Genomic DNA, 12,399 nt, shown 5'->3' with positions numbered 1-12,399 from the left:
ACCTCCCGGAGACCGCTCTGTGCAGGTCTACGGGGCTGCCCTGCCCGATGTCGAGGGCCTGGCGTCGGGCGAAGCCGCTTCGGCGGCGAGGCCGTACGGCACGGGCTCGGCCGGCCAAAGCGCGGCGACGGCAGGCGTCCGGCGCAGAACGGGGAAGAGGGCCGCCGGCAGAGCGAGGGTGTGTACGCAGAGCGGCGTGAGGCCCGTCCGGGCGCCGAGGCCGTCCCCTGAGACGTCGTGTGAGGCCCCGGACCCAGTCGGCTCACCTCCGCGTACGTGGGGGCGCTGTCCAGCCCGTACGCGGGCACGTGTGAAAGCTTCACCTGGCACAGGCCGGGGAGGGAGGCGACCGGTGTCAGGACAGGAAGCGGTCGTCGGCGCCGCCCGGCCGCGCGCCGCTCCAGGTCCTGCCCGGTCTCGATGTCGAGGTCGAGGACACCGACGGCCTCCGCATCACCCGCTGATCCCGAACCGCACAGGAAAAGGGGCTGCCCCGGAACCGTACGGAACGGTCCGGGGCAGCCCCCTCACATGCTCAGACGCTCGATGCGCCCTTACGCGTCCTTCGTCAGGTTCGGGCCGGCGCCGCCTGCCGCCTGCTCGATCGGCGGGACGTCGGGCAGTGCCGACTTCTCCTCGCCACGGAAGGTGAACTTCTTCTCCTCACCCTCGCCCTCGGTGCCCACGACCACGATGTGACCGGGACGCAGCTCACCGAAGAGGATCTTCTCGGAGAGGATGTCCTCGATCTCGCGCTGGATCGTCCGGCGCAGCGGCCGGGCGCCCATCACGGGGTCGTAGCCCTTCTTCGCCAGGAGCGACTTGGCCTCCGCGCTGAGCTCGATGCCCATGTCGCGGTCCTTCAGGCGCTCGTCCACCTTGGCGATCATGAGGTCGACGATCTGGATGATGTCTTCCTCGGTCAGCTGGTGGAACACGACCGTGTCGTCGACACGGTTGAGGAACTCGGGCCGGAAGTGCTGCTTGAGCTCTTCGTTGACCTTGTTCTTCATCCGCTCGTAGCCGGTCTTGACGTCGCCCTGGGCGGCGAAGCCCAGGTTGAAGCCCTTGGAGATGTCCCGGGTCCCGAGGTTGGTCGTCATGATGATGACCGTGTTCTTGAAGTCCACGACCCGGCCCTGGGAGTCGGTCAGGCGACCGTCTTCCAGAATCTGGAGCAGGGAATTGAAGATATCGGGGTGGGCCTTCTCGACCTCGTCGAAGAGGACGACGGAGAACGGCTTGCGGCGCACCTTCTCGGTGAGCTGGCCGCCCTCTTCGTAACCCACGTAACCGGGGGGAGAACCGAAGAGGCGGGAAACCGTGTGCTTCTCGCTGAACTCCGACATGTCGAGGGAGATCAGCGCATCCTCGTCACCGAAGAGGAATTCGGCGAGCGTCTTGGAGAGCTCCGTCTTACCGACACCGGACGGGCCGGCGAAGATGAACGAGCCACCGGGGCGCTTCGGGTCCTTCAGACCGGCTCGCGTACGGCGGATCGCCTGCGAGAGGGCCTTGATGGCGTCCTTCTGGCCGATGACGCGCTTGTGGAGCTCGTCCTCCATGCGCAGCAGACGGGAGGACTCCTCCTCCGTCAGCTTGAAGACCGGGATACCGGTGGCCGTGGCCAGGACTTCGGCGATCAGCTCGCCGTCGACCTCGGCGACGACGTCCATGTCGCCGGCCTTCCACTCCTTCTCCCGCTTGGTCTTCGCCGCCAGCAGCTGCTTCTCCTTGTCGCGGAGAGACGCTGCCTTCTCGAAGTCCTGGGAGTCGATGGCCGACTCCTTGTCGCGGCGGACACCCGCGATCTTCTCGTCGAACTCGCGGAGGTCCGGCGGCGCGGTCATCCGGCGGATGCGCATCCGGGAACCGGCCTCGTCGATCAGGTCGATCGCCTTGTCCGGCAGGAAGCGGTCCGAGATGTAGCGGTCGGCCAGCGTCGCGGCCTGGACCAGAGCCTCGTCCGTGATGGAGACGCGGTGGTGGGCCTCGTAGCGGTCGCGCAGACCCTTGAGGATCTCGATGGTGTGCGGCAGCGACGGCTCCGCGACCTGAATGGGCTGGAAGCGGCGCTCGAGGGCCGCGTCCTTCTCCAGGTGCTTGCGGTACTCGTCGAGCGTCGTCGCACCGATCGTCTGGAGCTCGCCCCGCGCCAGCATGGGCTTGAGGATGCTTGCCGCGTCGATCGCGCCCTCGGCGGCGCCCGCACCCACCAGGGTGTGGAGCTCGTCGATGAACAGGATGATGTCGCCGCGGGTGCGGATCTCCTTGAGGACCTTCTTCAGGCGCTCCTCGAAGTCACCGCGGTAGCGGGAGCCGGCGACCAGCGCGCCGAGGTCGAGGGTGTAGAGGTGCTTGTCCTTGAGGGTCTCGGGCACCTCGCCCTTGACGATGGCCTGCGCCAGGCCCTCGACGACCGCCGTCTTGCCGACGCCGGGCTCGCCGATGAGAACCGGGTTGTTCTTGGTACGGCGGGACAGCACCTGCATGACCCGCTCGATCTCCTTCTCGCGCCCGATGACCGGGTCGAGCTTGGATTCGCGAGCGGCCTGGGTGAGGTTCCGGCCGAACTGGTCGAGCACCAGGGACGTGGAGGGCGTGCCCTCCGCGGGGCCGCCTGCAGTGGCCGCCTCCTTGCCTCCCGAGTACCCGGAGAGCAGCTGGATGACCTGCTGCCGCACGCGGTTCAGGTCGGCGCCCAGCTTCACGAGGACCTGGGCGGCGACGCCCTCGCCCTCGCGGATCAGGCCGAGCAGGATGTGCTCGGTACCGATGTAGTTGTGGCCGAGCTGAAGAGCCTCGCGGAGCGACAGCTCCAGGACCTTCTTGGCTCGCGGAGTGAAGGGGATGTGCCCGGACGGGGCCTGCTGGCCCTGACCGATGATCTCCTCCACCTGCTGGCGGACCGCCTCGAGCGAAATCCCGAGGCTCTCCAGGGCCTTAGCGGCGACACCCTCACCCTCGTGGATAAGGCCCAGGAGGATGTGCTCGGTGCCGATGTAGTTGTGGTTGAGCATCCGGGCTTCTTCCTGAGCCAGGACGACAACCCGCCGCGCGCGGTCGGTGAACCTCTCGAACATCGTTAATCGCTCCTCAGAGCGGTCAGGCAGTAAGGGGTCGGTCCCCTCCCTGTCCTTCCGCAGCTTAGTCCCGCAAGCGGGGACCGCTCATTCCAACTGCCGACACCCGTCCTTGGCCTCCTGCCCCGAACGCCGACAACTGCTCCAACCCGATGGTGCGAGACGATGTTCCCGCAGGCCAGGCAGATACCCCTATCGCCAGTACGCCGACGGCGAACGTGAGACGTCTCGGCCTGCGTGTCGCCCCTCCCCACTAGGGATGTCTTACCCGCAATTACAGACAGTCCATGCGGCGCACGCCGGTTCCCTCCGCTACGGGCGAACATCCTTGCACTGCGAAATGCACTCGTGCGCCTCCATTTCGGACACGCTGCGCATGCAATTGAAGACTCTGCGTAACTCCGGGGGCCTTTCGGCAGTTCTTCCGGCATGGCCCTCACCGTCCCGCCCCCGCGCTCGCCGCTCGCCGACGACCGCGACGGCCATGGCGACCATGCGCAGTGGTACGAGCGCGAGCTCGACTGGGTGACGACGGGCACCGCTCCGGTCCGGCTGCTGACCGGGCTGCGGTTCGACGTCCTGGAACTGCCCGCGGTCGCGGGTCACGCCGCACTGCGGCGGGTGGGACGGACCGGGCCGGTGGCACTGACCGGGCAGACCATGGGGCTACTGGTGGCCCCGGGGAGCGCCGACGAGCTGCCGGGGCTGCTCGACTGGCTGGAGTGGGGCGGGGTGGCCCTCACATTGACCGCCGTCGGTACGGGCGGGCGGATCATCGCGCCGGCACCGCCCGGCTGGGCGGCCGGCTCGCCGGGGGCCGCCGTATGGCTGCGGCCCCCCGAGCTGCGGCACGAGGGAGAGGCGGAGCTCCCGGCCCTCGCCGGCCTCGGGAGCAGGGGTGGGGATGCTCCCGATCTCGTACGGCTCGTGGACGCGATGGCAACGGAATGCCACCGGGCCCGGTTGATGCGTGCCGGAACAGGATGGCCGGCAACGGGATGCACGGCCGATCAGTCGACGGCTCAGCCGTTGGCCTTCTCGTAAGCCTCGCGGATCTCTGCCGGAACACGACCGCGGTCATTCACATTGTGACCGTTCTCGCGCGCCCACTTACGGATCTCGGCGGTGTCCTTGTTGCCACCGGGAACGGCGCGACCCTTGCCACGGCCGGCCGCGGCACGGCCACCGGTGCGTCGGCCACCCTTGGTGTACGGCTCAAGAAGACCGCGGAGCTTGTCCGCGTTGGTCGTGGTGAGGTCAATCTCGTACGTCTTGCCATCCAGAGCGAACGTCACTGTCTCGTCCGCCTCGCCACCGTCGAGGTCATCGACAAGAAGGACCTGAACCTTCTGTGCCACCGGATTTCCTTTCATCGAAAATGCAGTACGCGGAAAGGAAACCGCTTTTCTCCGGAAAACACAAACCCCTGGGAGAGGTTCAGGAGTGCAAGAACGCGGGAAACATGCGCGATTCGGACATAGGGTTCCGGGTTCTTCCGGCGGTCACAGGTGCAGAAGCATCCGACTGTTGCCCAAGGTGTTCGGCTTCACTCGTTCGAGACCGAGGAACTCTGCTACGCCCTCGTCATAGGAACGCAGCAGCTCGCTGTAGACATCTGTGTCGACCGGTGTCTCTCCGATCTCCACGAAGCCGTGCTTGGCGAAGAAGTCGACTTCGAAGGTGAGACAGAAAACCCGGCGCACACCCAGCCAGCGGGCGGTCTGCAACAGCTTGTCCAGTACTTGATGCCCCACTCCGGCACCCTTGATGCTGTGATCGACCGCGAGAGTACGGACTTCGGCGAGGTCTTCCCACATCACATGGAGTGCACCGCAGCCGATGACCCGGGCATCCGCGTCGCGTTCCGCGATCCAGAACTCCTGGATGTCCTCGTAAAGCGTCACCGTCGCTTTGTCGAGCAGGATGCCTTCGCGTACGTACCCGTCGAGGAGACGGCGGACCGAGGGCACATCGCTCGTCCTGGCACGCCGGACAGTGATGGCTGCGTTTATAACCGACGGTTCGGTACGGAAATCTGTATGCGGAAGCTCTGAGGACATGCCCCGACGCTATCGCCCGGTCTCCGGGCCCGCGTCATCAGCCGGGTGATCCCCGACCTCCGGGGCGTCCGGGGATACGATCCGCATCGCATCGCGGAGAGCGTCGCGCTGCTCGGCGGACATCATGCCGAAGAAGGCGACAAGAGCGGCGGCCGGGTTGTCACTGTGCGACCAGGCTTCGTTCATCAGTGCGGCCGAGTAGGCGGCGCGGGTGGAGACCGCCGTATATCGATATGCGCGGCCCTCGACTTCCCTGCGCACCCAGCCCTTCTGATGGAGATTGTCCATTACCGTCATGACGGTCGTGTACGCGATGGACCGTTCCTGCTGAAGGTCCTCAAGGACTTCCCGCACGGTGACCGGACGGTTCCATTGCCAGACCCGCGTCATCACGGCGTCTTCCAGCTCTCCCAATTGGCGGGGCACAGCGTCACCATAGTGCTAGATGTCTGGAATGGCAGGTTATTTACACAGCAAAAGGGCGTACGGCTCATGATGAGTCGTACGCCCTTCGCTCAGTGCAGTGCGGTGCGGTGCGGTGCGATCCAGTGCTGTGCAGTGGCAGTACGCGAGGTACCGGTCAGACCCCGTCGGTCCGCGGGGTCTTCCGCACCGCCTCGGCGCGGCTGATCGCCGAGTCCACGGCCGCGTCCTCCTTGGCCTTGTTGGGGCCGCCCTGGCTCTTGACGATCGTCACGACGAGGCCGATGAAGAAGGCAGCCATCACCACGGGGGGCACGAGCGCGGATACGTAGTCCATGGCGTCCAGAGTAGCGAGCCCGGTACGGACTTCCGCGTGCCCCCTCCGCCGTCCGGCGTGGCTATCCCGCGGCGCGCTGCTGCGCAGGCGGGGTCGGCGGGGCCGGGCGGCGGCGGGGCGGGAAGACCTCCGAGGGCTTCGGTGCGGGGCGCTCGGGCTGTGGCACCGGACGAGCCGGGGTCGGCGGGGCCTTCGGCCGTTCGGGTTCGGGGGCCGCCGCCCGGCCGCCGGGCAGCGCCAGCAGGCGGCTGCGCGGGGCGGGGGTCGTCGCGGGTACGGCCCGGCCAGCGAGCCGCGCCCTTACCGACCGCTCGGCGAGCACCTGGCAGCGCTCCAGGAGCGCTGCGGCGACCGGTCTGCCGCGCTGGAGGCGCAGTGCCGCCAGATCCTCCGGGCGGGGGTCGTAACCGGCGGCCAGGGCGTCCTGGAGCAGTTCCAGATAGCCGGTGGCGGAGCCGGGAAGGGCGTCTCGGTAGCGGGCGAGGTCGGCGAGGAGGAACGCGCGCAGCCGTCCCGCCTCGCCGGCCACCTCGTCGACGGAGCCCGCAAGCCGCAGGCAGTCCTGGACATCGTCGTCGGGCAGGGGCGCGGGGTGGAGGGCGTTGGCGAGGGCGCGTCGGAGCACTCGCAGCTCGTCCGCGCTGAACGCCATACCGCCGCGTGATCCGTAAGGCGTGGGCATAACGCGACAATACGTGCTAAATGGACAAAATCGGCTTAGCTGGCCGACGGCGGCGCGGCGGCGGCCGTCCCGCCGCCGCACCGTTCCCGCAGGTGCCCGGCGCTGCGCCTACATCCGGGCCACGTTGCGCTCGTACACCAGACGCAGGCCGATGAGCGTGAGCCAGGGCTCGTGCTCGTCGATCACGGAGGACTCGCCCAACACCATCGGAGCAAGGCCGCCGGTCGCGATGACGGTGACGTCGTCCGGGTCGGCCGCCAGCTCCTTCTTCATGCGTTCGACGACGCCGTCGACCTGGCCCGCGAAGCCGTACACGATGCCCGCCTGCATGGCCTCGACCGTGTTCTTGCCGATCACGCTGCGCGGCCGGGCCAGCTCGATCTTGCGGAGCTGGGCGCCCTTGACGCCGAGTGCCTCGACGGAGATCTCGATGCCGGGGGCGATGACCCCGCCCGCGTACTCGCCACGGGCGGAGACCGCATCGAAAGTGGTGGCGGTGCCGAAGTCGACGACGATCGCCGGACCGCCGTAGAGCTCGACGGCGGCGACCGAGTTGATGATGCGGTCCGCGCCGACCTCCTTCGGGTTGTCCACCAGGATCGGCACCCCCGTCTTGATGCCGGGCTCCACGAGTACGGCAGGGACATCCCCGTAGTAACGACGGGTGACCTCGCGCAGCTCGTGCAGCACCGCCGGGACGGTGGCGCAGATCGCTATGCCCTCGATGCCGTCGCCCAGCTCCTCGCCGAGCAGCGGGTGCATGCCCATCAGGCCGTTGAGCAGCACCGCGAGCTCGTCCGCGGTGCGCCGGGCGTCGGTGGAGATCCGCCAGTGCTCGACGATCTCCTCACCGTCGAACAGGCCCAGGACGGTGTGGGTGTTGCCGACGTCGATGGTGAGCAGCATCAGACGCCGGCCCCGTCGGTGTCGCGGAAGTCCAGGCCGATGTCGAGGATCGGTGAGGAGTGGGTGAGCGCACCGACGGCGAGGTAGTCGACGCCCGCGTCGGCGTAGGCGCGGGCGCTGTCGAGGGTGAGACGGCCGGAGGACTCCAGGGCCGCGCGGCCGCCGACGACCGCTACGGCCTCCTCGGTCTCGGCCGGGGTGAAGTTGTCCAGCAGGATCAGGTCGGCGCCCGCCGCCAGGACCTCGTGGACCTGGTCCAGGGTGTCGACCTCGACCTCGATCGGGACGTCCGGGAACTCGTCCCGCACCCGCTTGAACGCCTCGGCGACACCGCCCGCCGCGATGACGTGGTTGTCCTTGACCAGCGCGGCGTCGGAGAGCGACATCCGGTGGTTGACGCCGCCGCCGCAGCGCACCGCGTACTTCTCCAGGGCGCGCAGTCCCGGAGTGGTCTTCCGGGTGTCGCGGACCTTGGCCTTCGTGCCTTCGAGCACGTCGGCCCAGGCGCGGGTCGCGGTCGCGATGCCGGAGAGCCTGCAGAGCAGGTTGAGCGCGCTGCGCTCGCCGGTGAGCAGGTCGCGGGTGCGGGTGGTGACCGTCAGCAGCTTCTGGCCGGGGACGACGCGGTCGCCGTCCTCGACATGGCGCTCGACCTCGAACTCGGCCGTGCAGACGATGGAGAGGACGGCCTCGGCGACCCGCAGACCGGCGACGACACCGGCTTCGCGGGCGGTGAAGTCACCGGTGGCCATGGCCTCCTCGGAGACCGTGGCGACGGTTGTGACGTCCACGCCGTGGTCGAGGTCCTCCTCGATGGCGACGTGCGCGATGTCCTCGACCTGAACGGGGTCGAGGCCCGCGTCGGCGATGAGCTGGGCAAGGTCGGGGTCGAGGCCGCACTCCAGCGGGTCCAGCTCGTAGCCGTCGTCCCCGCCGCAGCCGCAGGCGTCCCCGCAGCCGCCCGCGGACGGTGCGGGCGCGCCGATCTGGATCAGCGGTACGTCCACGGGTGTGGGGCGCGGATTCTCTTCGGGCGTGCTCACGGTTACGGCTCCTCGGGGGTGGGGTGGGTCGTGGTTGCTGCTGCGCAGTCTGGTGCCCCCGCCGGGTGTACGGGCGGGAATGCCTCGGATTCCGTACGGCTGAGGACGAGCCGGCGGTCCGGGGTGAGCCGCACGACGAGGTGGCGGCGCCAGGTCTCGTCGTCCCGCTCGGGCCGGTCCTCGCGCCAGTGGCAGCCGCGGGTCTCCTCGCGCTGCCGGGCGGCGGCGACCAGGACGCGCGAGACGAGGAGCAGGTTGGTGGCCTCCCACGCCTCCACGCCGGGCTCCGCGCGCTTCGGCCCGGTCGCCCAGGCGTCGGCGGCCGCACTGTTGTGCAGGGCCTCGAGATCGTCTGCGGCGGTGACGAGACTGGCGGCGGAACGCAGGACTCCGGCGCCCCTGGTCATGATCCGCTGGATCGTGGTCCGTGCCTCGGGGGCGAGCAGCGGCGAGGGGGCGGGGTCGGTGTCCCGTTCGGTGTCCCGGTCCGCCACCAGGGTCGCTGCCTTCGTCACAGGGGCTGCCGCCTCCGTCGCGCGCGGCCGGTCCTCGACGATGTCCGCCGCGATGCGTTCGGCGAAGACCAGGCCCTCCAGGAGCGAGTTGGACGCCAGCCGGTTCGCCCCGTGCACGCCCGTGCAGGCGACCTCGCCGCACGCGTACAGCCCCGGGACCGTCGTCCGGCCGCGCAGATCGGTACGGATGCCGCCGGAGGCGTAGTGCGCGGCGGGGGCGACCGGGATCGGTTCGGTGATCGGGTCGATGCCGTGGGCGCGGCAGGCCGCCAGGATCGTGGGGAAGCGCTGTTCCCACATCTCGGCGCCGAAATGGCGGGCGTCGAGGTACATGTGCTCGGTGCCGTGCAGCTGCATCTGGCGGGTGATGGCCTTGGCGACGATGTCGCGCGGCGCCAGTTCCGCCAGTTCGTGCTGCCCGACCATGAACCGGGTTCCGGACGCGTCGACGAGGTGGGCGCCCTCGCCCCGTACCGCTTCCGATACGAGGGGCTGCTGGCCCTCGGAGTCGGCGCCGAGGAAGAGCACCGTCGGGTGGAACTGGACGAATTCGAGGTCGGAGACCTCCGCGCCGGCCCGCAGCGCGAGGGCGACGCCGTCGCCCGTGGAGACCGGCGGGTTGGTGGTGGCGGAGAAGACCTGGCCCATGCCGCCGGTGGCGAGGACCACCGCGGGGGCGTGGACCGCGCCGACGCCGTCGTGCTGGCCCTCGCCCATGACGTGCAGGGTGACGCCGGCGGTGCGGCCTTCGGCGTCCGTCAGCAGGTCCAGGACCAGGGCGTTCTCCACGGTGTGGAGGGCCGCGGAGCGGACCGCCTCGACCAGGGCGCGGGAGATCTCGGCGCCCGTCGCGTCCCCGCCCGCGTGCGCGATCCGGCGGCGGTGGTGGCCGCCCTCGCGGGTGAGCGCGATGTCGCCGGTGTCGGTGGTGTCGAAGTGCGCGCCGGTCTTGATCAGACGGCGTACGGCGTCGGGGCCCTCGGTGACCAGGGTCCGTACCGCCGACTCGTCGCACAGGCCCGCGCCCGCGACGAGGGTGTCGGCCAGGTGCTGTTCCGGGGTGTCGCCCTCGCCGAGGGCTGCCGCGATACCGCCCTGCGCCCAGCGGGTGGAGCCGTCGTCGAGCCGGGCCTTGGTGACGACGACGGTGGCGAGGCCCGCGGCCGCGCAGCGCAGCGCGGTGGTGAGGCCGGCGACGCCGGAGCCGACCACCACGACATCCGCGTCGATGGCCCAGCCGGGGGCGGGGGCGGTCAGCCGTATTCCGGTCACGTGTCGGCTCCGAAGGTCAGCGGGATGTTGTCGATGAGGCGGGTGGCGCCCACCCGCGCGGCGACGGCGAGGATCGCGTCACCGGTGGTCCGGTCGTCGGGGATCTCGGTGAAGTCAGCCGGGTCCACGAGCGCCAGATAGTCCAGGGCGAGCGGGGGCTGTTCGGCGGCCGCGTCGTCGAGGATCATGCGCGCGGCGGCGCGCACCGCAGCGGGTCCGTCGTCCGGCCTGGCCCGGGCCACCGCCTGGGTGTCCGCGGCCGCACGGGCCTCGCCGAGCCGGGTGAGTGCGGCGGCCCGGCCCGTCGTCGCCGGGGTGGTCTGCGCGCGGGCGTGCAGCGCCTGCTGGGCGGCGAGCCTGTCGCGGGCCGCGAACAGGGCCCGGGACAGGGCCAGGGCGGTGTGGCGCTCCTGGGCGTCGAGGAAACGGTTGCGGCTGGAGAGCGCGAGGCCGTCCGGCTCACGGGCCGTCTCCACGCCGACGATCTCCACCGGGAAGTTCAGATCGCGCACCATACGGCGGATCAGCGCCAGCTGCTGGGCGTCCTTCTGCCCGAAGAACGCGACATCGGGGCGGGTGAGGTGCAGGAACTTGGCGACGACGGTCAGCATCCCGTCGAAATGGCCGGGACGAAACGCCCCTTCCAGCCGCTCGCCCATAGGGCCCGCGGCGATCCTGACCTGCGGCTCACCGCCGGGGTAGACCTCGTCGACGGACGGGGCGAAGACCACGTCGGCACCGGCCGCGCCCGCGACGGCGAGATCGGCGTCGAGGGTACGGGGGTAGCGGTCGAGGTCCGCGGCCTCCCCGAACTGGAGCGGGTTGACGAAGACGGTGACGACGACCTGACCGTCCGGGCCCGCGGCGGCGCGGGCGGCACGGATCAGGCCGGCGTGCCCCTCGTGCAGGGCGCCCATGGTCATGACGACGGCCCGCGGTCCCTTGCGCCCACCGGACGTGTCCAGCTCGGCGGCCGTACGGAGCAGGGTGGTGGAGGTTTCGGTCATCGGGTCTCTCCCGGTCCGGTGCTGCCCGTGGTACCCGCACCCGTGGCCCCGTCGGCCAGGACGCCGAGCAGGTCCTCCGCGAGTTCCGGCTTGAGCAGGCCGTGCGCCAGCGCCCGGTCGGCGGTGGCGCGGGCCATCGCGAGGTAACCGGCCACGGTCTGCGGGGCGTGCCTGCGCAGCTCGCCGATGTGAGCGGCGACCGTGCCCGCGTCGCCGCGGGCGACCGGGCCGGTCAGCGCGCCGTCACCGGAACGCAGGGCGTTGTCGAGAGCGGCGCCGAGGAGCGGGCCGAGCATCCGGTCGGGGGCCTCGACCCCTGCCGTGCGCAGCAGCTCCATCGACTGGGCGACCAACGTGACCAGGTGGTTCGCGCCGAGAGCGAGCGCCGCGTGGTAGAGCGGACGGGACTCCTCCGCGATCCATTCGGGCTCGCCGCCCATCTCGATGACGAGTGCCTCGGCGGCGAGCCGCAGCTCCTCGGGCGCGGTGACGCCGAAGGAGCAGCCGGCCAGCCGCTGGACGTCGACGCTCGTGCCGGTGAACGTCATCGCCGGGTGCAGGGCGAGCGGCAGCGCACCGGCCCGCAGGGCGGGGTCCAGGACCCGTGTCCCGTACCGCCCCGACGTGTGGACGATCAGCTGCCCCGGGCGGACCGCTCCGGTCTCGGCGAGGCCCTCGACGAGGCCGGGCAGGGCGTCGTCGGGCACGGTCAGCAGGACCAGCTCGGCACGCGCGAGCACCTCGGCGGGCGATACCAGGGGCACGTCGGGCAGGAGCGCGGCGGCCCGGCGCACCGACGCGTCGGAGACGCCCGACACGGCGACCGGGCGGTGCCCGGCGAGCTGCAGGGACGCGGCAAGGGCAGGGCCGACCCTGCCCGCGCCCACGACACCCACGGTGAGGCGGGCGGGGCGGTCCCTCGCGTCGAGGGGCTCCTTGGGTGCTGTTGCGTTCACGCGGCGATGGCCTTCCGTTCCAGTCCGCGGGGGGTACCGGACGATTTCTCTGCATGCTACGCCAGCGTTTCGTGCAGACTCCTGGCCGTCCACAGGCTGTGGACGAATGCGTGGA

At 70.3% G+C, this 12,399-nt stretch carries 12 protein-coding genes; 1 reads left to right on the top strand and 11 read right to left on the bottom strand.

Features of this window, described 5'->3' with window-relative positions:
- Window positions 1-554: 554 nt before the first annotated feature.
- Window positions 555-3,083, bottom strand: coding sequence for an ATP-dependent Clp protease ATP-binding subunit (locus OHA88_RS26240; RefSeq protein ID WP_030925328.1), 2,529 nt, complete (start codon window positions 3,081-3,083; stop codon window positions 555-557).
- Window positions 3,084-3,512: 429 nt separating this feature from the next.
- Between OHA88_RS26240 and OHA88_RS26235 the strand changes: the two genes are divergently transcribed.
- Window positions 3,513-4,127 carry an SCO3374 family protein gene (locus OHA88_RS26235; RefSeq protein WP_328627295.1) on the top strand — a complete coding sequence of 205 codons (615 nt, stop codon included), beginning with the start codon at window positions 3,513-3,515 and terminating at the stop codon, window positions 4,125-4,127.
- On the opposite strand, the gene OHA88_RS26230 is transcribed toward OHA88_RS26235, so the two are convergent.
- The 10 genes from OHA88_RS26230 to OHA88_RS26185 all read right to left on the bottom strand — a co-directional run bounded on the left by OHA88_RS26230 (window position 4,106) and on the right by OHA88_RS26185 (window position 12,284).
- Entirely contained in the window at window positions 4,106-4,441 is a 336-nt protein-coding gene (locus tag OHA88_RS26230; RefSeq protein ID WP_267004524.1) for a histone-like nucleoid-structuring protein Lsr2, read from the bottom strand. The genes OHA88_RS26235 and OHA88_RS26230 overlap by 22 nt on opposite strands.
- 144 nt (window positions 4,442-4,585) lie before the next feature.
- Window positions 4,586-5,143, bottom strand: coding sequence for an amino-acid N-acetyltransferase (locus OHA88_RS26225; RefSeq protein WP_326604451.1), 558 nt, complete (start codon window positions 5,141-5,143; stop codon window positions 4,586-4,588).
- A 9-nt stretch (window positions 5,144-5,152) separates the two neighbouring features.
- Window positions 5,153-5,569 (bottom strand): BlaI/MecI/CopY family transcriptional regulator, encoded by a 417-nt coding sequence (locus tag OHA88_RS26220; RefSeq protein WP_326629338.1) that lies wholly within the window; start codon window positions 5,567-5,569, stop codon window positions 5,153-5,155.
- A 154-nt stretch (window positions 5,570-5,723) separates the two neighbouring features.
- Entirely contained in the window at window positions 5,724-5,903 is a 180-nt protein-coding gene (locus tag OHA88_RS26215) for a hypothetical protein (protein ID WP_267004522.1), read from the bottom strand.
- Window positions 5,904-5,964: 61 nt separating this feature from the next.
- Complete coding sequence (locus tag OHA88_RS26210) at window positions 5,965-6,555, bottom strand: hypothetical protein (RefSeq protein ID WP_328629796.1); 591 nt, start codon at window positions 6,553-6,555, stop codon at window positions 5,965-5,967.
- A 138-nt stretch (window positions 6,556-6,693) separates the two neighbouring features.
- Window positions 6,694-7,491 (bottom strand): type III pantothenate kinase, encoded by a 798-nt coding sequence (locus tag OHA88_RS26205; protein ID WP_030925312.1) that lies wholly within the window; start codon window positions 7,489-7,491, stop codon window positions 6,694-6,696.
- Window positions 7,491-8,534 (bottom strand): carboxylating nicotinate-nucleotide diphosphorylase, encoded by a 1,044-nt coding sequence (gene nadC, locus OHA88_RS26200; RefSeq protein WP_267004520.1) that lies wholly within the window; start codon window positions 8,532-8,534, stop codon window positions 7,491-7,493. Before nadC ends, OHA88_RS26205 begins: the two co-directional genes overlap by 1 nt.
- A 2-nt stretch (window positions 8,535-8,536) precedes the next feature.
- A complete protein-coding gene (locus OHA88_RS26195) occupies window positions 8,537-10,321 on the bottom strand; it encodes an L-aspartate oxidase (RefSeq protein ID WP_328627294.1) in 1,785 nt (594 codons plus the stop codon).
- The gene (gene panC, locus OHA88_RS26190) at window positions 10,318-11,328 is read right to left on the bottom strand and encodes a pantoate--beta-alanine ligase (RefSeq protein ID WP_328627293.1); all 1,011 of its coding nucleotides are present in this window, start codon (window positions 11,326-11,328) and stop codon (window positions 10,318-10,320) included. The genes OHA88_RS26195 and panC overlap by 4 nt, the downstream gene beginning before the upstream one ends.
- Window positions 11,325-12,284, bottom strand: coding sequence for a Rossmann-like and DUF2520 domain-containing protein (locus tag OHA88_RS26185; RefSeq protein WP_326629332.1), 960 nt, complete (start codon window positions 12,282-12,284; stop codon window positions 11,325-11,327). The genes panC and OHA88_RS26185 overlap by 4 nt, the downstream gene beginning before the upstream one ends.
- Window positions 12,285-12,399: the final 115 nt, after the last annotated feature.

The organism is Streptomyces sp. NBC_00353 (assembly GCF_036108815.1).
Classification (GTDB): Bacteria; Actinomycetota; Actinomycetes; order Streptomycetales; family Streptomycetaceae; genus Streptomyces.
This window is presented reverse-complemented; position numbering and strand designations above follow the sequence as displayed.